The organism is Sphingorhabdus sp. (assembly GCF_035329025.1).
Classification (GTDB): Bacteria; Pseudomonadota; Alphaproteobacteria; order Sphingomonadales; family Sphingomonadaceae; genus Sphingorhabdus_B.
This window is the reverse complement of the sequence record NZ_DAOLHN010000007.1, coordinates 1-23,773: the sequence shown is the minus strand read 5'-3', so window position 1 is coordinate 23,773 and position 23,773 is coordinate 1. Positions and strand designations below refer to the sequence as shown.

Annotated in this window: 25 protein-coding genes, 1 tRNA gene and 1 pseudogene; 25 read left to right on the top strand and 2 right to left on the bottom strand. The window is 56.3% G+C overall.

All coding sequences use genetic code 11. The features are described 5' to 3' along the window. The 25 genes from frr (at position 1) to PKC81_RS02870 (ending at position 22,739) form a co-directional block, all read left to right on the top strand. A complete protein-coding gene (gene frr / locus PKC81_RS02990; RefSeq protein WP_115548660.1) occupies positions 1-558 on the top strand; it encodes a ribosome recycling factor in 558 nt (185 codons plus the stop codon). 133 nt (positions 559-691) lie between these two features. After that, complete coding sequence (gene uppS / locus PKC81_RS02985; RefSeq protein WP_324333155.1) at positions 692-1,411, top strand: polyprenyl diphosphate synthase; 720 nt, start codon at positions 692-694, stop codon at positions 1,409-1,411. Continuing rightward, positions 1,408-2,142, top strand: coding sequence for a phosphatidate cytidylyltransferase (locus PKC81_RS02980; RefSeq protein ID WP_324333154.1), 735 nt, complete (start codon positions 1,408-1,410; stop codon positions 2,140-2,142). The genes uppS and PKC81_RS02980 overlap by 4 nt, the downstream gene beginning before the upstream one ends. Further along, on the top strand, positions 2,139-3,305 hold the full coding sequence (locus PKC81_RS02975) for a 1-deoxy-D-xylulose-5-phosphate reductoisomerase (protein WP_324333153.1): 1,167 nt from the start codon (positions 2,139-2,141) through the stop codon (positions 3,303-3,305). Before PKC81_RS02980 ends, PKC81_RS02975 begins: the two co-directional genes overlap by 4 nt. Then, positions 3,295-4,413 (top strand): M50 family metallopeptidase, encoded by a 1,119-nt coding sequence (locus PKC81_RS02970; RefSeq protein ID WP_324333152.1) that lies wholly within the window; start codon positions 3,295-3,297, stop codon positions 4,411-4,413. Before PKC81_RS02975 ends, PKC81_RS02970 begins: the two co-directional genes overlap by 11 nt. A gap of 103 nt (positions 4,414-4,516) precedes the next feature. Next, positions 4,517-7,171 (top strand): outer membrane protein assembly factor BamA, encoded by a 2,655-nt coding sequence (gene bamA, locus PKC81_RS02965; protein ID WP_324333151.1) that lies wholly within the window; start codon positions 4,517-4,519, stop codon positions 7,169-7,171. Next, entirely contained in the window at positions 7,171-7,914 is a 744-nt protein-coding gene (locus PKC81_RS02960) for an OmpH family outer membrane protein (protein WP_324333150.1), read from the top strand. The genes bamA and PKC81_RS02960 overlap by 1 nt, the downstream gene beginning before the upstream one ends. Before the next feature lie 5 nt (positions 7,915-7,919). Then, a complete protein-coding gene (gene fabZ / locus PKC81_RS02955; protein WP_324333149.1) occupies positions 7,920-8,375 on the top strand; it encodes a 3-hydroxyacyl-ACP dehydratase FabZ in 456 nt (151 codons plus the stop codon). A 105-nt stretch (positions 8,376-8,480) separates the two neighbouring features. Beyond that, positions 8,481-8,708, top strand: a complete 228-nt coding sequence (gene rpmE / locus PKC81_RS02950) for a 50S ribosomal protein L31 (protein WP_298603113.1) — start codon at positions 8,481-8,483, stop codon at positions 8,706-8,708. Between the two features lie 90 nt (positions 8,709-8,798). Then, positions 8,799-8,875: transfer RNA gene (locus PKC81_RS02945), tRNA-His, on the top strand. Positions 8,876-8,963: 88 nt separating this feature from the next. Further along, positions 8,964-9,995: a Glu/Leu/Phe/Val dehydrogenase dimerization domain-containing protein gene (locus PKC81_RS02940; RefSeq protein ID WP_324333148.1), complete on the top strand. Its 1,032-nt coding sequence runs from the start codon at positions 8,964-8,966 to the stop codon at positions 9,993-9,995. 151 nt (positions 9,996-10,146) lie between these two features. Next, entirely contained in the window at positions 10,147-11,010 is an 864-nt protein-coding gene (locus tag PKC81_RS02935) for an OmpA family protein (protein ID WP_324333147.1), read from the top strand. Between the two features lie 125 nt (positions 11,011-11,135). Continuing rightward, entirely contained in the window at positions 11,136-11,852 is a 717-nt protein-coding gene (gene ccmC, locus PKC81_RS02930; protein WP_324333146.1) for a heme ABC transporter permease CcmC, read from the top strand. 4 nt (positions 11,853-11,856) lie between these two features. Continuing rightward, positions 11,857-11,988 (top strand): hypothetical protein, encoded by a 132-nt coding sequence (locus PKC81_RS02925; RefSeq protein WP_324333145.1) that lies wholly within the window; start codon positions 11,857-11,859, stop codon positions 11,986-11,988. Further along, entirely contained in the window at positions 11,985-12,434 is a 450-nt protein-coding gene (gene ccmE / locus PKC81_RS02920; RefSeq protein ID WP_324333144.1) for a cytochrome c maturation protein CcmE, read from the top strand. Before PKC81_RS02925 ends, ccmE begins: the two co-directional genes overlap by 4 nt. Then, complete coding sequence (locus PKC81_RS02915) at positions 12,431-14,365, top strand: heme lyase CcmF/NrfE family subunit (RefSeq protein WP_324333143.1); 1,935 nt, start codon at positions 12,431-12,433, stop codon at positions 14,363-14,365. The genes ccmE and PKC81_RS02915 overlap by 4 nt, the downstream gene beginning before the upstream one ends. Beyond that, on the top strand, positions 14,362-14,892 hold the full coding sequence (locus PKC81_RS02910) for a redoxin family protein (protein ID WP_324333142.1): 531 nt from the start codon (positions 14,362-14,364) through the stop codon (positions 14,890-14,892). Before PKC81_RS02915 ends, PKC81_RS02910 begins: the two co-directional genes overlap by 4 nt. Further along, positions 14,889-15,296, top strand: coding sequence for a cytochrome c-type biogenesis protein (locus PKC81_RS02905; RefSeq protein ID WP_324333141.1), 408 nt, complete (start codon positions 14,889-14,891; stop codon positions 15,294-15,296). Before PKC81_RS02910 ends, PKC81_RS02905 begins: the two co-directional genes overlap by 4 nt. Continuing rightward, positions 15,293-15,943 carry a cytochrome c biogenesis factor gene (locus PKC81_RS02900; protein ID WP_324333140.1) on the top strand — a complete coding sequence of 217 codons (651 nt, stop codon included), beginning with the start codon at positions 15,293-15,295 and terminating at the stop codon, positions 15,941-15,943. Before PKC81_RS02905 ends, PKC81_RS02900 begins: the two co-directional genes overlap by 4 nt. 134 nt (positions 15,944-16,077) lie before the next feature. Beyond that, positions 16,078-18,012 carry a potassium transporter Kup gene (locus tag PKC81_RS02895; protein ID WP_324333139.1) on the top strand — a complete coding sequence of 645 codons (1,935 nt, stop codon included), beginning with the start codon at positions 16,078-16,080 and terminating at the stop codon, positions 18,010-18,012. Positions 18,013-18,097: 85 nt separating this feature from the next. Next, on the top strand, positions 18,098-18,844 hold the full coding sequence (locus PKC81_RS02890) for a hypothetical protein (protein WP_324333138.1): 747 nt from the start codon (positions 18,098-18,100) through the stop codon (positions 18,842-18,844). Between the two features lie 54 nt (positions 18,845-18,898). After that, positions 18,899-19,351, top strand: a complete 453-nt coding sequence (locus PKC81_RS02885; protein ID WP_324333137.1) for an AHH domain-containing protein — start codon at positions 18,899-18,901, stop codon at positions 19,349-19,351. A 220-nt stretch (positions 19,352-19,571) separates the two neighbouring features. Beyond that, the gene (leuA, locus tag PKC81_RS02880; RefSeq protein ID WP_324333136.1) at positions 19,572-21,230 is read left to right on the top strand and encodes a 2-isopropylmalate synthase; all 1,659 of its coding nucleotides are present in this window, start codon (positions 19,572-19,574) and stop codon (positions 21,228-21,230) included. A gap of 61 nt (positions 21,231-21,291) precedes the next feature. Further along, on the top strand, positions 21,292-22,269 hold the full coding sequence (locus PKC81_RS02875) for a nitronate monooxygenase family protein (RefSeq protein WP_324333135.1): 978 nt from the start codon (positions 21,292-21,294) through the stop codon (positions 22,267-22,269). Further along, entirely contained in the window at positions 22,269-22,739 is a 471-nt protein-coding gene (locus PKC81_RS02870; RefSeq protein ID WP_324333134.1) for a GNAT family N-acetyltransferase, read from the top strand. The genes PKC81_RS02875 and PKC81_RS02870 overlap by 1 nt, the downstream gene beginning before the upstream one ends. Here PKC81_RS02870 and PKC81_RS02865 read toward each other — a convergent pair whose 3' ends face one another. After that, entirely contained in the window at positions 22,740-23,357 is a 618-nt protein-coding gene (locus PKC81_RS02865) for a YceI family protein (RefSeq protein WP_324333133.1), read from the bottom strand. A gap of 78 nt (positions 23,358-23,435) precedes the next feature. Next, positions 23,436-23,773, bottom strand: a pseudogene (locus PKC81_RS02860) (ketol-acid reductoisomerase); the annotation flags it as partial.

Genomic DNA, 23,773 nt, shown 5'->3' with positions numbered 1-23,773 from the left:
ATGCCGCAATATGACAAGGCCGATGTCGAACGCCGCATGAAAGGCGCCGTTGAATCGCTCAAAGGCGATCTGTCGGGCCTGCGCACGGGGCGTGCCAATGTGACGCTGCTCGACCCGATTGTGGTTGAAGTGTACGGGTCTAATATGCCGCTGAACCAGGTCGCGACAGTCAGCGCTCCCGAACCGCGCATGCTTTCGGTGCAGGTATGGGATCGTTCGAACGTGACGCCGGTGGAAAAGGCGATCCGTTCGGCCGGATTGGGCCTCAATCCGATCACCGACGGCCAGACGCTGCGTCTGCCCATCCCCGATTTGACCGAAGAACGCCGCAAGGAATTGGCTAAGCTGGCTGGCCAATATGCCGAAAAGGCCAAAATCGCCGTCCGCAATGTCCGCCGCGATGCCAATGACGCGCTGAAGACCGATGAGAATAAAAAGGAAATCAGCGAAGACGATCGCAAGCGCCTGGAAACCGAAGTGCAGAAGATGACCGATGACACGATCAAGGCCATCGACGAAGCCGCGGTGCACAAAGAAAAGGAAATCATGAGCCAGTGAGTGCTCATACTTCATTTCCCCGTTTTATTGTCATTCCCGCGAAAGCGGGAATCCATCACCTGCCGTTGAAATTTATACCGCCGGTGATGAACTCCTGCCTCCGCGGGGGTGACGAAGTTCGGGGTATGGGGTGATGTTAGGTTTCGCGAAAAAAGCCCCGTCAACAAGCGGCGGCACCTCCCACGTACCCCGCCATGTTGCTATCATCATGGACGGCAATGGTCGCTGGGCGAAGAAAAAGCACCTGCCGCGCGCGCTCGGCCACAAGAAGGGGGTCGAGGTTGTTCGCGAAATTGTGCGCCGTGCCGCGACGACGGGGCTGGAGGCTTTGTCGCTTTATGCTTTCTCCAGCGAGAATTGGAAGCGTCCGGAGGATGAGGTTAATGATCTGATGGGGCTGCTGCGTGGCTTTATCAAATCGGACATCGACGAATTTGCCGCCAATGATGTTCGGCTCAAGATTATCGGCAATTACGAGGTTTTGGCTCCCGATATTGTCGACATGATCAACGATGCACTGGCCCGCACCGCGCACAACAAGCGGACCACGCTGGCCGTGGCACTGAACTATGGCTCGCAGGACGAGCTGGTCCGCGCGGCGCAATCAGCTTCGGGTGAGGGTGCGATTACGGCAGAAGCGATTGAACGCCATCTCGACACCGCCGACATGCCGCCCTTGGACCTGCTGATCCGCACTTCGGGCGAACAGCGTTTGTCCAATTTCATGCTGTGGCAAGCGGCCTATGCCGAGCTGTGGTTCACCGAAACACTGTGGCCTGATTTCACCCCGGCAGAGTTTGATGCCGCCCTATCCGAATTCGGCACGCGCGAAAGGCGCTATGGCGGGCGATGAGTGGCGACGAAGCACTACCGAAACCGCGCTCTGACCTTGGCTTGCGGACGCTGTCAGGCATAGCAATGCTGGCTCTGGCATTGGGAGCGATTTGGTTCGGAGGTTGGTTTTTTGGAGGTTTGATCGCCAGCGTAGCCGTTGGTGTTTTCTTTGAATGGATCAAGTTGGTTCGGGGTTTTGTAACGAACTCGGGCGGTAGAGGGCTGTGGTATCTGGGAGGCGCGGGTTATATCGGCATGGCTTGCTTTGCCTTGCTGACACTTGGCGGTGTTCTGCCATCTCATACAGAGCGCGGCATAATTCCAGCACTCAGTTTGATCGCAATGGTGATAGGTACAGACATCGGCGCGTATTTCGCCGGTCGTACATTTGGGGGCCCGAAAATTGCTCCTAGAATCAGCCCATCGAAAACTTGGTCTGGCTTATTTGGCGGCATGACAGGTGCCGCAGTGATGCTTGCGCTTACATCGTCCGAGCAGTTTTACCAGTTTTGGACGGACCAGAATGTCGATTTCCAACCCGTTGGAATTTTACCGACGGTTTTTGCGGGAGTAGTTGTTGCGGCAACGGCTCAAGCTGGAGACTTCTTCGAAAGCTGGATGAAGCGGCGGGCGGGCATGAAGGATTCTGGCAGTCTGATTCCGGGGCATGGCGGCTTATTCGACAGGGTCGATGGACTGCTGGGAGTAAGTTTTATTGCGGGTATTTTGATTTTGGCGGGCGTCGCATGACGCGCACCATCTCCATCTTCGGCGCAACTGGGTCGGTTGGGCTGTCGACGCTCGATCTTGTTCGGCAGCATCGAGACAAGTATCGCGTCCTTGCTTTGACCGCCAATGGCAATGCCGTCGACCTCGCCAAATTGGCGCGTGAGTTTGAGCCTGAGGTTGCTGTCGTTGCGGATCAAAGCGCCTATCCGCCGCTAAAGGAAGCGCTTGCCGACACTGCAACCAAAGCTGCCGCTGGCGATGCAGCGCTGGTCGAAGCCGCACAAATGGGTGCTGATTGGACGATGGCCGCTATTGTGGGCTGTGCAGGCCTGCCGCCTACCATGGCTGCGATAGAGGCGGGCAAGACCGTCGCTCTCGCCAATAAGGAAGCGCTGGTTTCAGCCGGCGATCTAATGATGGCGGCGGTCGAACGGTCGGGCGCGACATTGCTGCCCGTCGACAGCGAGCATAATGCGATCTTCCAATGCCTTGCAGGCGGACGCATCGATCAGGTTCGCAAAATCACGCTGACAGCAAGCGGTGGCCCCTTCCGTACCTTTTCGCTCGATCAAATGCGGGCTGTTACACCCGCCCAAGCAGTTGCCCACCCCAATTGGGATATGGGTGCGAAAATCAGCGTCGACAGCGCGACGATGTTCAACAAGGGCCTCGAACTGATCGAGGCGCATCATCTGTTCCCCGTCGGCCTCGACAAACTGGACATCGTCGTTCATCCGCAATCGGTGATCCATTCGATGGTCGAATATGTTGACCGCTCAACTCTCGCGCAGCTTGGGTCCCCCGACATGCGCATCCCGATTGCCAGTGCATTGGCTTGGCCGGAGCGGATCGAGACGAACAGCGCGCCGCTCGATCTGGCGCGGATTTCGAAATTAGAATTTGAAGCGCCGGACATTGCGCGCTTTCCTGCGCTGCGGCTGGCCCGATCGGCCGCAGAGCAGGGCGGTGCTGTCCCCGCGATCCTGAATGCCGCCAATGAAGTGGCTGTTGCAGCATTTCTGTCGGGTCAGATTGGTTTTCTCGATATTGCAAATGTCGTTTCGTCTACTCTTGACGGTTATTCGCCGAATGCGCCGCATTCGCTCGATCAATTGTTCAGCATTGATGCAGCCGCCCGCGCTTATGCCAAGGGCCTGATGGAAAAATTGCCACATGCAGCTTGAATCCCCGCACATTCTCGTCACCCTATTCGCGTTCCTGCTTTTGCTTGGTACGCTCGTGGTCGTGCACGAACTCGGCCATTATTCTGTCGGACGCTGGTTCGGCGTGAAGGCAGACAAATTCTCGATAGGATTCGGCCCGCAAATCTGGGGCAGGGTTGATAAGCGTGGGACGCTCTGGCGCGTGGGCGCTTTGCCGTTGGGCGGCTATGTGCAATTTGCAGGCGACATGAATCCTGCAAGCCAGCCTGACGAAAATTGGGAGAGGCTGTCGGCGGCAGAGCGTAACCAAACCTTTCAGTCAAAGGCCTTGTGGAAGCGCGCATTGATTGTTTTTGCCGGGCCGGCGGTGAACTTCCTCTTGGCCATTGCCATCCTATCCGGCTTCCTGATCCACTATGGGCAGGCCGTGAATCCGCCGGTGGTGCAGAGCGTTGCCGAAGGCACCGCTGCCGAAAAAATGGGTTTGAAACCCGGTGATCGCATCCTTGCGGTCAACGGCACTGCAGTCGACAGTTTTGGTAAGCTGGCTACCGAAATAGCCGTTCACCCCAATGAACGCATTCCCATCAGATATGAACGCGACGGTGCCATTCGCACCGAAATAGCCACGATTGGCGTACTCGAAGAGATGGACCGCTTCGGTAACAAATATAGCCGCGGCATATTGGGTCTGCCCATTCCGCGGGCCGAAATCCACGAAGTCAGTATATTGGAGGTGCCGTGGCTGGCGACCAAGGAAACCGCTAATATCGTACGCCTTACGATCAAAACCACTGGCCAGATCATTTCAGGACGCCGCCCGATATCCGAACTGGGCGGGCCATTGAAAATCGCCAAGGTTTCGGGTGAACAATTTGTGTTGGGTATGGCCGCCTTCCTTTGGCTGACGGCAATGATCTCGATTAACTTGGGGTTCATCAACCTCTTGCCAATTCCGATGCTCGATGGCGGACATTTACTTCTTTACGGGATTGAGGCGGTGCGCCGTCGGCCAGCGACGCCGGTTGTCCAGGAATGGGCGTTTCGTGCCGGCTTTGCGGTTTTGGTCAGCTTCATGCTGCTGGTGACGTTCAACGATCTCGCGTCGTTCGGGCTGTTCGGCAAATGAGGCGTGGATAGAATCGACAGATTGCTTGATTGAAACCGGCGCTTCGGGCAAGGGCGCAACAATATTTTTTCCGATAGCGGGGCCAGAGGAAGGTCGAGAATTTATGAGCAAAACTTCGGTTTCCGGCAAATGGATCGGCGCTTCTGTGCTGGCGGTGATGGTTTCGCTGTCGGCGGTACCGGTTGCCGCGCAAACAGGTGAAGCTTTAACAGCCGCTCCGCAAGACAATGTCATTCGCTCGATCAGCGTTGTCGGCACGCAGCGCCTCGAAGCCGATACCGTCCGTTCCTACATCCGGCTTCGTGTCGGCCAGCAATGGACCCAGGCCGCAGGCGACCAGGCGCTGAAGGATCTGTACGCAACCGAATTGTTTGCCGATGTCAGTGTACGCAACAATGCGGGCGACATAACCATTGAAGTGCGCGAAAACCCGGTCATCAACCGGATCATCCTTGAAGGCAACAAGCGCATCAAGAATGACAAGATTGAACCCGAAATCAAGCTCGCGCCCCGCCAGATCTATTCGCGGTCTAAGGTCCGCGCCGACGTTGCCCGAATCGTCGAACTTTACAAGCGTCAGGGGCGCTTTGCCGCGCAGGTTGAACCCAAGCTGGTTCAACTCGACCAGAACCGCGTCGATATCGTGTTCGAAATTACCGAAGGGCCGAAATCCAAGGTTCGCCAGATCAATATCATCGGCAATGACAAATTCTCGGACGGCAAGCTGCGTGGTGAAATGGTCACCAAACAAGCCCGTCTGACCAGCATCTTTAGCTCGGGCACCAGCTATGACCCTGACCGCCTGGCTTTCGACCAGCAGAAGCTACGCCAATTTTATCTGACTGAGGGCTATGCAGACTTCCGCGTTGTGTCTGCGGTGGCCGAACTGACGCCCGACAAAAAAGACTTCATCATCACCTATGTGGTTGAAGAAGGCGAACGTTACAAATTCGGTGATGTAAAGGTCGATAGCAAGATCCGCGACTTCAAATCGGACGCGCTGACTTCAACCTTGCGGATGAAGAATGGCGACTGGTACAATGCCAAGCTGGTCGAAGATACGGTTGAGGGATTGCAGGAAAGCGCCGGGCTGTTCGGCTACGCTTTTGCCGACGTGAACCCACAGTTTAATCGCGATAAAGAAGCGCTCACGATGAGCATCACCTTCGATATTGCGGAGGCACAGCGTGTTTTTGTCGAGCGTATCGACATCAACGGCAATACCATCACCCAGGATAAGGTTATACGCCGCGAATTTCGCCTGAACGAAGGGGATGCCTTCAACAGCATTGGCGTAAAACGCACCACAGATCGCATTAAATCGCTGGGCTATTTCCAGGAAGATCTTGAGGTTGAACAAGCGGAAGGAAGCACTCCCGATCGCATCGTCCTGACAACCAATGTGGAAGAAAAAGCCACTGGTGAGCTCTCGCTGTCGGCTGGTTTCTCGTCGATTGAGAATTTCATCTTCCAGGGTTCGATCACCCAGCGCAATTTCCGTGGCAAAGGTCAGGAACTGCGGACCAATATCTCCTATTCGAGTTATTCGAAATCGGCCGAAATCGGTTTTACCGAGCCCTATCTGTTTGACCGCTCGATAGCTCTTTCAGGTGACATATTCCGTCGGGACCTCAACAGCTTCAACTTCTTCAACAACAGTCGCAATACGACTTACGAGCAGGCAACCACGGGCTTCCAGCTGCGCACGGGCGTTCCGGTCAACGAGTTCCTCTATTTTCAGGCGGGCTATGGCTTAAGCCACGACGATATCTCGCTTGATCGCAATCTGTTCTTTACGGATCCGGATGGGACGGGCCCGTTGCCTGCGGCTTGCGACCCCGTGCTTGCCGGTCGTTTCCTTTGCGATGCCATCGGTAATCGTTTGACATCGACCTTGGGTTACACGCTGCTTTACGATACCCGTGACAATCGTATTCGTCCGACAAGAGGTCATAGTTTCAGCATAAGCCAGGATTTTGCAGGTCTTGGCGGTGATGTTCGCTATATCAGAACAAGACTGAATGCCGACAAGCACTTCAGAGTAACCGACAGCGGCTTCATTCTGTCATTTTCAGCCGAGGGTGGATATATCCATCCGCTGGAAAATCGCGGCTCGGCTGCGCAAGGTATCGATGATGTCCGGCTGACCGACCGCTTTTATCTTGGCGAACCGCAAATCCGCGGTTTCGACATTCGCGGTGTTGGTCCTCGAGTACAGCGCATCTTCTTTGATGGTGAGATCCAGAACGGTGTGGCGGTCAACGTTCCGCGGCTGGAACGCAAGCAAATCCAGGATGATGCCATTGGTGGCCGCGCCTATTATCTAGGCCGGGCAGAACTGCAGATTCCGCTCGGAAGCGGTGCAAAGGAACTCGGCCTAAGGCCGTCGATATTCATTGACGCCGGTGCTGTTTTCAACGTTACCACGCCACTTTTGCAGACTGTGCAGCAAAAATCGACCGCGACCACCACCACTCCCAGCCTGCCTCTATACTACAATGTGAATACGTCAGGCGCGACGCCAGTTTTGGAGACATCAACCGTAGCAACCAATGCCGATGGCTCTGCACGTGTCCCCGTATTGCAATTCGAAGAACGGTTTTTCGGTGACAGCTGGAAGCCGCGCGTATCGGTCGGTGTAGGCGTGAACTGGAACTCACCTTTTGGTCCGTTCAGAATCGATCTGGCGCGTGCGCTGCTAAAAGAGCCGGGCGACGATACCAAATTATTTACATTCAACGTAGGAACCCAATTCTGATGACAAAGTTTTCCAAGACCGCCTTTGCCGCTTTTATGGCAGGCACTGCGCTTTTTGCAGGTAGCGCGAGCGCTCAGGTCGCAGGCATTGCAACGCTCGATACGACCGATGCTATCATGCAGACCAAGGCATTTTCGCAGGCCTACCAGCAGATCGGTACGACCTATGCGAATAACAGTCAGATGATTCAGACGAAGCGCAAAGAGATTAATGATATCAATGCGCAGCTTGACACCAACAAGGACAAGAATCTGACTCAGGAAGAGCTGGATGCGGCAATTAAGGCGAAGAACCCGTTGCTGACACAGCTTGAGTCAAAAGAACGCGAAATCGCCCAGCTTCAACAGCCGATTGTGACAGCGCAGGCCTTCGCCGTCGAAAGCATCGCCGATCGCTATGCAGCGGCACAGCAACAAGTTGTTACGCAAAAGAAAATTAACATGATCCTGTCGCCCGATGCATTTATCTGGGCTCCGGATGCTGTTGACGTGACCAAAGCCGTCACAGCAGCCATCGATGTCGCGCTTCCGGCAGTCGCGATTACGCCGCCGGCAAACTGGCAGCCCAAGCAGTCGACAGGTGCGCTTTATGAACAAATTCAGCAGCGTCTGCTGACCGCCGCCCGTGTGCAGGCGATCCGCAATGCGCAGGCTCAACAAGCGGCCCAGCAGGGTGCCGCACCGGCAACTCCGGCGGCGACCACACCTGCAGCGCCCGCACAGCCCCAACCCGAAAGCCGCTAAATTCAATGAGCGACTTCACTAACTATGATGTCCGGCGCGTGATGGCGGTGCTTCCGCACCGCTATCCGATGCTGCTTGTCGATCGCGTCCAGGAACTGGTTGTGGATGAGCGGATCTCGGCCATCAAGGCGGTGACGATCAACGAAGGCTTTTTTCAGGGGCATTTTCCGGGCCGCCCGATCATGCCGGGTGTGCTGATTGTCGAAGCGCTGGCGCAAGCTGCCGGCGTTTTGGCTATGGAAAGCTTTGGGCTCGCTGGCTCGGGCAAACTGGTTTACTTCATGGCAATCGACAATGCCAAGTTCCGCGCTCCCGTGGAACCGGGCTGCCTGCTGACGCTGACCGTCCAGTTCACGCAAAAGCGGCCACGCGTATGCAAATTTGCCGGGCAGGCGCTGATTGGCGATCAGGTCGCCGCTGAGGCGGAATTCATGGCGATGATTGCTGACCCGCCAGCCTGACGCGACAGCTTCCAGAAGGCTTGCATTTGGATGAAGGCGTCGCTAAGGGCGGCGCTTCGCAAATCCTGGCTCCGGTCGGAAACCGGGCCGCAAAGGAGAAATGTTATGAAAAACGATATCCATCCCGATTATCACATGATCAAGGTGCAGATGACCGACGGCACCGTCTTCGAAACCCGCTCCACCTGGGGCAAGGAAGGCGATACGCTGCAGCTCGACATCGATCCGACGTCGCACCCCGCTTGGACCGGTGGTCGTGGCACCATGCTTGATTCGGGCGGTCGCGTTGCACAGTTCAACAAGCGTTTCGGTGGGCTTACGCTCAAGAAATAAGCCTTTTGGCCAATGGATTTGAAAGGTGCCGGGTTGACGCCCGGCATTCTTTGCACATAAGGACGCGCCTGCCTTTCTTCAGGCGCTGTGGCGATCGTAGCTCAGTTGGTTAGAGCGCTGGTTTGTGGTACCAGAGGTCGCGGGTTCGGATCCCGTCGATCGCCCCATTTTTTCCTGACATTTATAGCTGACAAAGTGGCTGAGTAATATTATTGCGCAGCTTCGTAATTTCTCGCGACTCGTTAGGAAGCTGTCATGCCTGCGCTCTGGGACTTGCCCGATTTTGACGCCCATGAATCGGTCCATCTGTTCGATGACCCAAAAACCGGCCTGCGCGCGGTGATTGCAATTCATTCAACACATTTAGGGCCGGCAGCAGGTGGCACGCGTTTCTGGCATTATGCTGACCAGCAGGCTGCACTGACCGACGCGTTGCGCCTATCGCGCGGAATGAGCTACAAAAACGCGATGGCGGGGCTGCCTGCAGGTGGCGGCAAAGCCGTCATCCTCGCCAATGCCAATCGCAGTAAGTCACGCGAACTGCTCGATGCCTTTGCGCGCGCGGTCGACTCGCTTGGCGGTCGCTACATCACCGCGCAGGATGTAGGCATGTCGGAAGCAGATGTGGTCACGTTGTCGCACACAACGAAGCACGTTGCGGGCCTGCCGGGGCAGGGTGGTGATCCGGGTCCCTATACCGCACGCGGTGTCTATTTGGGCGTCAAAGCTGCGGCAAAACGCGCGCTTGGAAGCGAAGACGTCAAGGGCATGCACTTCGCCATTCAGGGTGTCGGCAGCGTTGGTGGTGGCCTTGCGCGCTATCTGGCTGCGGAAGGCGCGAGGTTGACGCTGGCTGATGTGAATGCAGATCGTGCTGCGTCGTTAGCCGCCGAACTTGGTGCCGAAACGGTCGCAACAGACGCTATCATGGCGGTTGAGGCAGATGTTTTCAGTCCTTGCGCACTGGGAGCAATCCTGACTGAGACGAGCGTAACGAGCCTGAAGGTCAAGGCTGTCGCCGGGGGGGCAAACAACCAACTGGCCACTGCGAAACAGGGCCGCCAGCTGGCTGACCGGGGAATAGTCTACGCGCCTGACTATGTGATTAATGCGGGTGGTATCATCAATGTGTTGCGCCACATTGATCACGCCGACGATGCGGCCATCAACGCGCGTATCGATACCATTCCCGGCCGACTGCACCAGATATGGGATGAAAGCGAAGCGAGTGGCGATACCCCGGCTGAGGTGGCAGATCGCATTGCTCAGGGACTGATCGGCCGCTGATTTGCCGCCTTAAATGCGGCAAGGCCATAAACGCTTTACCGCATGTTACGCTCTTGTTACCCTCAGTATGCACGCTTTTTGGCGGATATTCATCTGCCAGCAAGGTTCGCCTGAACAGGCTTTTGATGCGTATAAAACGAAGGAGAATAAGATGCGTGTCGCTTCCAAAAGGGCGGGTGAACTGATCCTGCTCGCAACGCTTACGGTTCCCTTTTCAGGAAGCCTCAATGCACAACAACCCAGCTATGACCCTATAGTCGTCGAGGGCAGCCTGCCTGATCCCAGCACGATGGCCAAGGGGCCTGACATCAAAGGCGTGATCGTTGCGCGTACAGGCGAAAAATTGAAGGTCAAAACGGAAGACGGCAACAGTACGATCATTGCCATCACCGAAGCCACCAAAGTGAAGACCAGTTCGGGCCTTTTCGGTGGCCGCAGCAAATTGGGCAATGATGCATTGCTCAATGGCTTGCCAGTGACCGTGAAGACGCTGCAATGGGAAGGCGGGCTGGTCGCCAGCCAGGTCAGTTTCCGCAAAGGCGATTTCAAAACTGCCAACATGATCCGTAACGGCACCGAACAGCAATTTGCCGAACAGACTGCGGCAACAGAGGCGCTGCGCGGGCGCATGGGCGATATCGACAAATATAATATAAAGGGCACCACCAACGTCTATTTCGACACCGGCAGATGGCAATTGTCATCGCAGGCGAAGTCGGAATTATGCGCTGCGGCTTCGGAGGCCGAGGCGACTGACAATGCACTTATGCTGGTTGTCGGTTACACCGATTCGGTTGGCAGCGAGGAGTACAACCAGACATTAAGTGAAAAGCGTGCCAGCAGCGTTATCAATTATCTGCAGCAGGCCTGTCGCTGGAAACCCTATCGCATGCTGACGCCCACCGGGATGGCAGAGTCCGATCCGCTGGCCAGCAACGATACTGAGGAAGGCAAGGCGCAGAACCGCCGCGTTTCGGTCAACATCCTCGTCAGCAAGAGCGTCGACGGACTTTAAATTCTTCAGGGTGGGCTGTTGCCCACCCTGAGATGCCCGAATGAACGCAAGTTCGGGCCAACTTTGCGCCAAATCAATTGGCGCGCCCTTCAAGCAGTGCTAGAGGCGCGGGCGAGTCATATTATATGCATCGCTTTGCAAATCCCGCCCGCTTTCTCGGCATTGCCAAACCGCTGACGCCATTGCTTTTATGGCCCGGCATACTGCTTGTGTTGGGTGCCTGCTGGTGGGGGCTTACACAGGTTCCCGCCGAACGCCTTCAGGGTGAAACCGTCAAAATCCTGTTCGTCCATGTTCCCGCCGCATGGCTGGGGATGGGGGGCTGGACCGGCATTGCGATTGCCAGCATCGTGCAACTGGTTTGGAGGCATCCGCTTGCTGGGGTTTCGGCCAGGGCGATTGCCGTTCCTGGGGCGGTGTTTGCCGCACTTTGCCTGATCACCGGTTCGATCTGGGGGCGCCCCGCCTGGGGTGCCTGGTGGGTATGGGATGGTCGGCTGACTTCCATGCTGATCCTGTTCTTTCTCTATCTCGGCTATATCGCTCTCGCTAACGCATCGAGCGAGAAGGGCAGCGTCAGCCGCACGGCTGCAGTGTTTGGTATCATCGGCGCGGTCAACATTCCGATCATAAACCGTTCGGTGGTGTGGTGGGAAAGCCAGCACCAGAAGGCAAGCATCACGCTGGGCGGTTCGTCAATCGACGCAGCCTATTTATGGCCATTGTTCGCAAGCGCGCTTGGCTTTACTCTGATTTTTGGCGGAGTAGTGCTGATGCGGATGCGTGCGCAGCTTGCGCAAATCCGCATTGAGGCGCGCATGCGCAGGATGGCGGAGGACTGACGCCATGAATCACACACCCTTCATCATCGCCGCTTTCCTTGTCACCGCAATCGGCACATTGGCGCTGGTCGCGCACAGTTGGATTGTGATGCGCAAATCGGAAGCACTCGCCGACGATCTGAAGAGCCGGAAATGAAGCCCAAGCATCAACGTCTTGTCTTGGCTGTTGTCGCTTTGGTTGCCCTGATTGGTGCAGCATTGCTTGCGGCTTCGGCATTGCGTGAAGAAGCCAGCTATTTCTACACGCCGGCCACTTTGGCCAAAGCCGATGTCGAGCCGGGCAAGGCGATCCGCCTTGGCGGGATGGTGCAGCGTGGATCGATCAAACGTGATGCAGACGGCTTGACTGTGCGCTTCGTCGTTCAGGATCGCGATGCGACGCAGCCGGTTATGTACAAAGGCATTACACCCGACCTTTTTGTCGAAGGGTCGGGGGTGGTTGCCGATGGCCGGATGAACAAAAGCGGCATTTTTGTTGCTGAAAGCCTGTTGGCGAAGCATGATGAAAATTATGTGCCGCGCGAGTTGAAGGACATTGATATGTCCACTGCCGAGCACAGCAAGGATACACTCGCGGAATGATCGCTGAATTCGGACTTGCAGCGCTGTGGCTGGCAGCGGCATTCGCTTTGTTGCAGACCTTTGCTGGCATCGGCCATTGGCATGGTTTTTCACCCGCGCTGGCGTCATTGACCCGGCCGGTGGCGGTGGTGCAGGGATTGCTTTGCCTAATCGCCTTTGGCTGCCTGATCTGGCTTTTTGCCGTTACTGACCTCTCCGTTTTGCTGGTCGCTTCGAACAGCCATATCGACAAGCCGATGATTTTCAAGCTGGCGGGAAGCTGGGGCAATCACGAAGGCTCGATGCTGTTATGGGTGACGGTACTGTCGTTGGCTGGCGCGGCGATCGCGCTGTTTGAAAAACGGCTCGACCAGCAGACTTTGGGTGCAGCGCTTTTTGCGCAGTCACTGCTCGGCCTCGGTTTCTTTGCCTTCCTGTTGTTTTCATCGAACCCGTTTGAGCGGCTGGACCCAGCGCCTCCAGCGGGGGCGGGGCTGAACCCGTTACTCCAGGATATAGGTCTCGCCTTCCATCCGCCGACGCTTTACATCGGCTATGTCGGGCTTTCAGTGGCTTTTTCCTTTGCCGTGGCAGCACTTCTAACCGGTAAGGTCGGGCCGACTTTCGCTCGCGCCATGCGGCCGTGGGTTCTGCTCGCTTGGATATTCCTGACCATCGGGATTACCGCAGGCAGCTATTGGGCCTATTATGAATTGGGCTGGGGCGGCTGGTGGTTTTGGGACCCGGTCGAAAATGCCTCACTCATGCCCTGGCTCGCGGCAACGGCCTTGTTACACTCGGTAGCCGTATTGGCGACACGCGATGCATTGCGGGCCTGGACAATCATGCTGGCGCTGGTCGCGTTTGCGATGGCGATGGCGGGGACATTCCTTGTCCGTTCCGGCATCCTTACCAGCGTGCACGCCTTTGCGGTCGATCCGGAACGCGGGGCGTTCATCCTTGGCTTGCTGGCAATCTATGTTGGCGGTGCCTTTGCGTTATTTGGCCTGCGCATCGGCGTGGTGCGAGAGGGCAAAACCTTTGCATTGCTGAGCCGCGAAGGCGCGATTGTCGGCAACAATATTTTCCTCTCGGTTATTCTCGCTATCGTGCTGGTTGGCACTTTATGGCCGCTCGCAGCCGAAGCGATGGGAAACAAGATTTCGGTTGGCCCGCCTTATTTCAACCGCACCACGGTGCCGATTGGCTTATTGTTGATGCTTTTGCTGATTGTGGGCCCATTGTTGCGCTGGCGTGGTGATCTGCTCGCGCGGCACAAGGCTTTGTGGATCCCTGCCGGGATTTTCATCTTGTTGTTCGCCGTGCTGATGGCGACGCAGTCGCAGGCTGGTGTGTGGCCTATCCTGGCATTGTCGCTCGCCGTTGCGACTGCGCTCGGTTCGATCTTGCCACTGGTCGGGCGCAATCTGTTGCGCACCCCATTGTCTGTCTGGGGTATGGCACTGGCCCATTTCGGTTTTGCCGTCAGCGTCGCCGGAATGGCCGCAGAGTCTGGCTGGAAGAGCGAGAAACTTGCGGCAATGCGCGTCGGTGAGACTGCGGTTGTATCCGGTTGGGAGGTCAAGCTTGCTGATGTGCGCCCTGTCGTTGGCGACAATTGGGTAGCGCTCGAGGGACAGATGCAGGTTCGCCGAGGTGGTGACGTGGCCGAAATGCTGCCGCAATCGCGCCAGTTTTCGAGCCCTAAGCAGCAAACCAGTGAGGCGGCATTGCTCACCCGATGGGACGGGCAACTCTACACCGTTATTGCCGCCCCTGCGGAAGGCGACGCGACTGATCGCTGGCAGGTTCGTCTATGGTGGAAGCCGTTTGTAACTTTGATTTGGTATGGCGGCCTGTTGATCGCGCTCGGCGGAGTGCTTGCCTTGATTGGACGGATTGGCCTGTTCCGCCGCAAGCGTTCGCGCAACAACCCGTGGAGCGGCGCATGAGAAAGAACTGGCTGATCTGGGCGCCGTTGGCGCTGTTCGCCTTTCTTGGCGGCATATTCCTTTACGGCCTCGTCGAACCGAAAGACGAATATGTCCGGTCGAAACTGGTAGGCCAGCCTTTGCCCGAATTTTCTCTGCCTGCGGCAACCGTGGGGGTGCAAGGGCTTGCGAGCAAAGACTTCGCTGATGGTAAGCCGCGCATGCTCAATATCTTCGCCAGTTGGTGTCTGCCCTGCAAGGCAGAGGCACCATTCCTTGAGCAGATCAAGGAGGCGGGGGTTGAGATTCATGCCATCGCGATCAAGGACAAGCCTGAAGACGTTGCCGGATTTCTGGCTGAACATGGTAACCCGTTCGTTCGCATTGGTGCCGATATGGACATGCTGATTCAACTTAAGCTGGGCTCGTCGGGTGTACCTGAGACCTATCTGATCGATGGCAAGGGCCGCATCATTCACCAGCATATCGGCGATATCCGAGCCGAACATGTCGCGCCGCTGCTCGAAAAGCTGAAGGAAGCGCGATGATGCGCTTGCTGCTCGCCTTTGCACTTGCGATTTCGCCGCTGCCGTTGTTCGCGCAGGAAGGAGCGCCCCCGCCGCTTGCCAACCAGCAGTTGGCTGATCCGGCGCAGGAGGCGCGCGCACTTGAGTTGATGCAGCGGCTGCGCTGCATCCAGTGCCAGGGCCAGTCCATCCATGACAGTGACGCGCCGATTGCGGCAGCCATGCGCCATGAGGTGCGCGAGCGGATCAAGGCCGGTCAAAGCGAGGCCGAGATCGAAAGCTGGCTGATAGAGCGTTATGGCGACTGGATCAGCTTTGCTCCACCTGCCAGCGGAGGCGGCTTGGTGCTTTGGCTATTGCCAGTGTTGTTACTCGGTGGTGCAGCGCTGGTAGCGCGCGGTCGTTTCAGCAAGGACAGGAAATGAGCGGCTGGATAGTCATGACCGGGATGGGGCTTGCGTCTGCGCTCGCCATTCTTGCCTTTGTCCAGGGGCGCCGACAATTGTGGCAGCCGATAATGGCTACGGTTATCCTCGCAATGGCAGGCTATGCCTGGCAGGGACGCCCGGAATTGCCATCGGCTCCAGCCCAACCAATTGCTGCGGAACAGGGTGCTGCCGAGGCGCTGCTCAAGATGCGCAGCGATATGGACCAGAATTATGGTGTCGCAAAAATGTGGCTGGTTACGGCTGACGGCTTTGCCCGGGACGGAAGCTATGCGGCTGCTTCAGGCTATATCCAGGCTGGGTTGCGTGAGCATCCCGAAAATGCAGATTTATGGTCTGCTCTGGGTTTGGTGCTTATGCTGGCGGCCGACGGTGAACTGACGCCGCCCGCAAAGCTTGCCTTTGACAAGGCCCGCCAGTTGGCTCCGAACCTGCCAGCGCCTGATTATTTTGAAGGATTGGCAGCCTTGTTTGACCGCAAACCAGATGTGACAATCGGCAAGTGGAAGCAGCTTCTCGAGCGTGCGACTCCCAACGCCAAATGGCGTCCGGCGGTTGAGTCGCAACTTTCTGGGCTTGAGTCGCTGCTCGCAGGTGCACCGCAAGCACCTGCTTCTCAAAAATAAGTATGTATAACAGATATTTATATCTGTCGAATTTACGCCGATAGTGCGTTGTTTGGGCTATGATGGCGTGCTATCGGCGCGCGCTGCGCTCCGAATAGAGTGGGATAGCCGATCAATTCGCCTTTGGGGGGCGCATGGCAAATAACGAAACCGAGATTTCCGAACATCAGCAGCAACATGTAGGGCATGGCCATAAAAAAGCTTCGCTCTTCACGCTGTGCGTCGGCACCGTTGGTGTGGTCTTCGGGGATATCGGTACCAGCCCGATTTACGCTTTCCGCGAAACATTTGCCGGTCACCATCCGATCGAGCCTGATCCGATGCATATTACCGGCGTGCTGAGCCTCGTCTTCTGGTCGATGATGCTGGTGGTGACCTTCAAATATGTCTTCACCATCATGAAGGCGGACAACAAAGGGGAGGGTGGTAGCCTCGCTCTGCTCGCGCTGATCAGCCGCAAGACGCAGGGCGAGAAATGGACCGCGCCGATCATCATGCTCGGCGTGTTCGCGACTGCACTATTTTACGGCGATTCCATGATTACGCCTGCCATGTCGGTGTTATCTGCAACCGAAGGTCTCAACTATGTCCACCCTGGCTTCAAAAGTTGGGTGATACCGATCGCGCTTGCAATTCTGGTAGGCTTGTTTGCGATACAGGCGCGCGGAACGGCGAAGGTTGGTGCGCTCTTCGGCCCGATTATGGTTCTCTATTTTCTGACCTTGTCGGGGCTCGGCCTGATGTATCTGGTCGAGATGCCGGAAATCGTGTTGCACACGCTCAATCCTTGGAATGCGATAAACTTCTTCTACGTTGACGGATTTAGAGCCTTTGTGTCGCTGGGCGCAGTCGTTCTTGCGGTGACGGGCGCGGAGGCGCTTTATGCCGATATGGGGCATTTCGGGCGGCGGCCGATCAAATTCTCGTGGCTGTGGTTTGTGCTGCCTGCGCTGATGCTCAATTATATGGGGCAGGGCGCCATGATCCTGTCGATGAGCCCAGTTGAGGCTCAGGCAGCGATCAAGGATCCGTTTTTCCTGATGCTGCCTGACGCCCTGCGCCTGCCCATCGTCTTCCTTGTTATCCTAGCGACGATCATCGCAAGCCAGGCGGTAATATCGGGCGCCTTCTCGCTGACCCAGCAAGCGATCCAGCTTGGCTTCATGCCGCGGTTGCGAATCCTGCACACTAGCGAGAGCGAAGCAGGGCAGATCTATATCCCGGCGATCAACTGGGGCCTGATGATCATGGTCATCGTCCTCGTTCTCTTCTTCCGTTCGTCGAGCAATCTCGCGGCCGCTTACGGTATCGCTGTGACGGGCGCGATGTTCATCGATACCTGCCTGATATCGGTTGTTCTGCTGAGCCTGTGGCAATGGCCGAAATGGAAGGCGCTCCCGATCCTTGCTGTCTTCTTCATCGTCGACATCGCCTATTTTGGCGCCAATCTTCTCAAGGTGCCGCAGGGCGGCTATTTTCCGCTGCTGATCGGCCTCGTCATATTCACGCTGTTGACCACCTGGTCGCGCGGTCGCGCACTGATGCGTGAACGCATGGCCGAAAGCACGATGCCGATGGAAATCTTTATCAAGTCGGCGAGTGGCAGCGCCCAGCGGGTGCCTGGAACCGCAATTTTCATGGCTTCGACCAGCGCAGGTGTGCCGTCCGCGCTGCTGCATAACATCAAGCACAACCGCATTCTGCACGAACGCGTCATCATCCTCACGGTGGACATTGCCGAAATGCCCTATGTCGAAGACGACAAGCGCGTCGCTTGCAAGCCTTTGGGAGAGGGCTTTTTCCGCGTAATCCTGCGTTATGGCTTCCTTGAGGAAACCGATGTGCCTGCAGCGCTGGCCAAGGTCGATCTCTGTGGCCCGCCGTTCGACATGATGCAGACCAGCTTCTTCCTTTCACGACAAACGCTGATTGCATCCAAGGTGCCTGGAATGGCGATCTGGCGAGAAAAGGTTTTTGCCTGGATGCTGCGCAACGCGGCGAACGCAATGGAGTTTTTCAAACTGCCGTCGAACCGTGTGGTCGAACTGGGCAGTCAGGTAGAAATTTAGTCCATATCGGAGCTTCGCTTTAAAGCAGGTTGCTTCGTCGGGAAAATACAACTAGAACAAAAAAGGAACTAGGGAATCTAGAACTTTGGAACTAAGTCCGCCTTTGCTGCTCTTGTTTGGTATTTCGCAATCTGAAGTGCGATCAAAGTTCGATGCTCTTCTTGCCGATAGTGCGGATATTGTCGTTGACGGGCTTGGCCAAGCCGAAAGATCACAGAAAACGCTGGTTTGCGATGGCGTTACTGTTGTTTGCGACTGGAATGTTGGGCAAGGAAATGTGGCTAGTAGGAAGAAGATATTTTCTACGATCAACGACGATATGGTGCGCAGCGCCATGGCGATTTCCTTGCATCCTCATGTAGGCGATGGGCTTAAGATACCGGCAATCGGAAAGATGTTTCTGTCGCTGGGCGCTTCATTCGCCAGACAACTCAGCGCGATTGCTGTTGTCTGGCAACCATCGGCGCTTCAGACCGACACCGACTATTTTGTAGAAGTTGTCGATTCCTACCTATCGGGTGGCGTGTTTCCGGTATTACCGGTTGTCGACTTTGAGTTCGACGATGTCGATAACATGCTGCGATCGAATGGCCTTGGTCTCTTTTGCGGACAGGAGTTTGAGTTCAGGTCAGATCAACTGGAACGCCCGGATTTGGTCCGTAGGGCAATCCGTCTTGCGCACGATCTGGCGATTAATGGCGCTGTTGAGGATGAACAAGATGTGCCAGATATTGAACCTGAATCCGTTATCCATCTCGCGCCCAGTGTTGATGGCACCGTGCTGCATTGCCGGATTAAATCCAATGCGGAGCAAATTGTAACGCTTGGTTGATTGCTTTTCGCACCGCCTGCAATAGCTTGGGATTGCAACAGGGGGTGAGCGCCTATGCCATCGTTTCGTGAAGTGAAAAGACGCGTCAGGGTTCCGGGCTTTCACTGTCACCATATCATTCCGGTCGAAGTTATTGAAAAGCGCGCATTTCGAACTCTTTTTGGCAATGTGCGTGCGATGGGTTTCGACTTTGACGATTTCCATCGGAATGGCCTTTACCTTCCATGCACTGAACAAAATGCCGCAGCCTTCGGCTTGCCGCTGCACCGAGGGCCACATCCAGTTTACAACCAACTCGTCAGCGAGTGCATAGCCGCGCTGGAAAAGTTGACTCGTCACGCCCAACTGCTCGAACTGCATAATCTGCAAGATACGCTGAAATCAGCATTGCGAAATAACGAAGTTCCGCTCCGAAAGGGCAGACGCAATCCGGCGAACTCTGATCTGGATTTCGAGTCGGTCGAGATCGCTGCCTATCGTCTCTGGAACCTGCTTCCGTCGCATTGAGGCACCTTCTGTTGCGCTTTTTTCTGGACGTTTGAAATTTTGTGTGAAAAGGCGCGGGCATCATGAAAGCTCGTTCGCTCTCGCTTCTTCTTCGACTTACGCGCCCTTAGGCGCGTGAATGCATCCGGCTGTGTCCGGAGCCGCCCGGCCTAAGGGTTACAACGAAAACCAGAACCGGAACATGAGGTGCCACTGCGCGCCCAATATATTGAGAAATAAGATGCTGAACGATCCTTCCCGCAAATACCGCGCATTTCCGCAAATCGATTTGCCTGATCGCCAATGGCCCAGCCGAACGATCGACAAGGCACCGCGCTGGCTCTCGACAGACCTTCGTGACGGCAATCAGGCGCTCATCGACCCGATGGGCGCGGAGAAGAAGAACCGCTTTTTCGATCTGCTGGTCAAGGTTGGCATCAAGGAAATCGAGGTCGGCTTCCCGTCCTCGGGTGCCACCGATTTCGATTTCATCCGTGAACTGGTCGACGGAGGTCGTATTCCGGACGATGTGGCGATCCAGAGCCTGACGCAGTCACGCCGCGATCTGATTGAAAAGACGTTCGAGGCGATGGCCGGTGCCAAGACAGCGATCGTTCACCTGTACAACGCAGTCTCGCCGGCTTGGCGCAATATCGTGTTCAATCTCGACAAGCCGGGTGTGAAAGCCATCGCTATCGAAGGCGCGCAGATCCTAGCCGAACAGGCAGCGAAATATCCGCAGACCGATTGGCATTTTGAATATTCGCCCGAAACCTTCTCGACCGCCGAACTCGATTTCAGCCTCGAGGTGTGCTCGGCCGTGATGGATATATTGAAGCCGACAGTTGACAAGCCAATCATCTTCAACCTGCCAGCGACGGTCGAGGCGGCGATGCCCAATATCTATGCCGACCAGATCGAATATTTTGGGCGCCATATTCCGAACCGCGATGCAGTGGTAATCAGCCTGCATACCCACAACGACCGCGGTACCGGCATAGCGGCTACCGAGCTCGGCCTGCTTGCGGGAGGCGACCGAGTTGAGGGTTGCCTGTTCGGTAATGGTGAACGCACCGGCAATGTCGATCTGGTTACCGTCGCGCTGAACATGTACACGCAAGGGCTGCATCCCGGCCTCGATTTCTCGGATATCGACGAAGTCATCCAGACGGTAGAATATTGCAACCAACTGCCTGTCCATCCGCGCCATCCCTATGCGGGCGAGCTTGTGTTCACAGCTTTCTCGGGCAGCCATCAGGATGCGATCAAAAAGGGCTTTGCGCATCAGGCAAAGCGCAATGACGAGATATGGGAAGTGCCCTATCTGCCGATCGATCCTGCCGACCTTGGACGCAGTTACGAAGCTGTCATTCGTGTCAACTCGCAGTCAGGCAAGGGTGGCGTCGCTTGGGTGCTCGAGCAGGATTATGGTCTGAAGCTTCCCAAGAAGATGCAAGCCGATTTCTCGCGTACCGTGCAGGAGCTTTCGGACACGACCGGTCGTGAACTGACCTCAGCGGATATCTGGGGTGCATTTCAGGATCGCTATTTCATCACCAAATCAGGGCGTTTCGAGCTGTTCGACTATGCCGAAAACCATTCCGGGACGGACCGGATTTTTGTTGGCAAATTGAAGGTGGACGGGGAGTTCCGAAGCCTTTCCGGACGCGGTAATGGCCTGATGTCGAGTGTGATTGCAGCGCTCGCTGATCATGGCGGGCCGGAAATGGATATTGTCGATTATAACGAGCATGCCATTGGCCATGGTGCAGGAGCGCAGGCGGCGGCCTATGTAGAATGCCGTACAGCGGATGGACGCAGCCTTTTCGGAGCAGGCATTGACACCGATGTCGCTACGGCAACCGTGCGTGCGCTGTTGAGTGCTGCAAACGGCATTTGACAAGGGCAGGGCGTTACGCTCTTTACGGCTTAAACAAGTGATTAAGCCTTAGGAGTTGCCGATGTCTTTGCCTGCCATTTTTGATAATCTCCGCTTGCCGGTGATCGGTTCGCCGCTTTTCATCGTATCCGGACCCGAGCTGGTGATTGCGCAGTGCAAAGCGGGCGTTGTCGGCAGCTTCCCGGCGCTCAACGCACGTCCGGCGAGCCAGCTGGACGAATGGCTGCACCAGATCACCGAAGAATTGGCGGCGCATAACCGCGACAATCCGGATCGCCTCGCGGCGCCTTATGCCGTCAACCAGATCGTGCACCGTTCAAACAACCGGTTGGAAGAGGATATTTCGATCTGCGCCAAATGGCAGGTGCCCGTGACTATCACCTCGCTCGGCGCGCGCGAGGATCTGAACCAGGCAGTCCATGCGTGGGGTGGTATCACGCTGCACGATGTGATCGATGATCGCTTCGCGCACAAGGCCATCGAAAAGGGCGCAGATGGCCTTATTCCGGTAGCCGCTGGCGCTGGCGGTCATGCAGGCACAACTTCGCCCTTTGCTCTGATGCAGGAAATCCGCGAGTGGTTTGATGGCCCCGTCGCGCTGTCGGGTTCGATTGCACACGGCCAATCGATCCTCGCTGCACAGGCGATGGGCGCCGATTTCGCCTATATCGGCAGTGCGTTTATTGCGACCAAGGAAGCCAATGCGGTTGAGGGCTATAAGGAAAACATCGTCGAAGCGAAGGCGAGTGATATTGTTTACTCAGACCTCTTCACCGGCGTGCATGGAAACTATCTGCGCCAGTCGATCGTCAAGGCTGGCATGGATCCGGACAACCTGCCCAAGGGCGATATCAGCACGATGAACTTCGGTTCGGGCGGCAACACCGAAGCCAAGGCCTGGAAGGATATCTGGGGTTCCGGTCAGGGCATCGGTGCGGTCAAGGAAGTTCAGTCGGTAGGGGACATGGTCGACCGTCTGGAGCGCGAATATCGCGCTGCTAAGGAGCGGCTCGATGGAGCCTATCGCAAAGGCTGGTGATGCTGCGTATCGTCGAATTTCGGGACGATCTTGCGCCGCTGTTCCACGACATCAACGAAGAATGGATCAGCAGCATGTTCGAGATGGAGGATGTGGATCGCCACGTCCTCCAGAATCCCCGTGCGACGATCATCGACAAAGATGGCGACATATTATTTGTCGAGGTTGAGGGCAGGGGGATTGTTGGTGCCGGAGCGCTTAAATGGTCTGGCCCCGGCCAACTCGAATTGACCAAAATGGGTGTGCGATCGGACCTGCGAGGATTGAAAGCGGGTGAGTTTCTGCTCAACGCCCTCGTAGAACGGGCTGCTACGATGGCACCCGAACGGCTCTATTTGCTTACTAACAAAAAATGCGAAGCCGCTATTCATCTGTATGAAAAATGCGGCTTCGAACATGATGCGGCGTTGCTTGCCGAAGCGCAGCACCATTATGCGCGCTGCGATGTTGCGATGACTTATCGAGGCTGATCAGCCTTCCTTTTCAAACGCCACGCTGATCCGCAGTTTCACATCGTCGCCGACCATCGGGACATATTTGGTCATGCCCCATTCGCTGCGTTTGATCGTCGTCGCGGCATGAAAGCCGACAGTTGCCTTCTTGCTCATTGGGTTGTTGCCTGCGCCTTCGAAACGGGCTTCAAGTTCGACCGGCTTGGTAACGCCCAGCATGGTGAGATCGCCCTTGATGACGGCCTTTTGCCCGTCGACAGTGACGCTGGTTGAAACAAAGCGCGCGCTCTCAAATTTCGCGACGTCGAAGAAATCGGCGGTTTTAAGATGGTCGGTCAAGCCTTGGCTCGATGTTGCCACCGATGCGATCGGGATGGTGACATCCACCTTTGCCGCTGATGGATTGGCGGGGGCGATCTGCAACGTGCCTTTGATGTCGCCAAACAAACCAAAATAGTCGTTGAAACCGAAATGGTTGACCTGCCAGTTGACCTGCGTGTGCCGGCTGTCGACAACATAGGTTCCGGCGGCGACGCGTGCAGCATCAGCAACCCCCGGAAGCTGCGGAGCGGCATCCTGCTGCGCCAACAGCGGTGCCGCGAAAATGAGGGGCAGGGCGATCAGGAATTTGCGCATTTTAGGCTCCAGTAAAAAGGGGATGAGGCATTTGCTGCCCCATCCCCCAAAAATGTCAATTGCTAAGCGGCAAAGCGCTTAGTTCTTGGCTTTGTCGACCAGCTTGTTCTTGGCGATCCACGGCATCATCGCGCGCAGGCGGGCACCCGTTTCCTCGATCGGATGCGCCGCTGCGGCCTTGCGCGCAGCCTTCAGTTCAGGCTGGCCGGCACGGTTGTCGAGCACGAAGTTCTTCACGAAACGGCCTGATTGAATGTCTTCCAGCACCCGCTTCATTTCCCACTTGGTTTCTTCGGTGATGATACGCGGACCCGTGGTGATGTCGCCATATTCGGCGGTGTTCGAGATCGAATAGCGCATATTGGCGATGCCGCCTTCATAGAGCAGGTCGACGATCAGCTTGGTTTCGTGGAGGC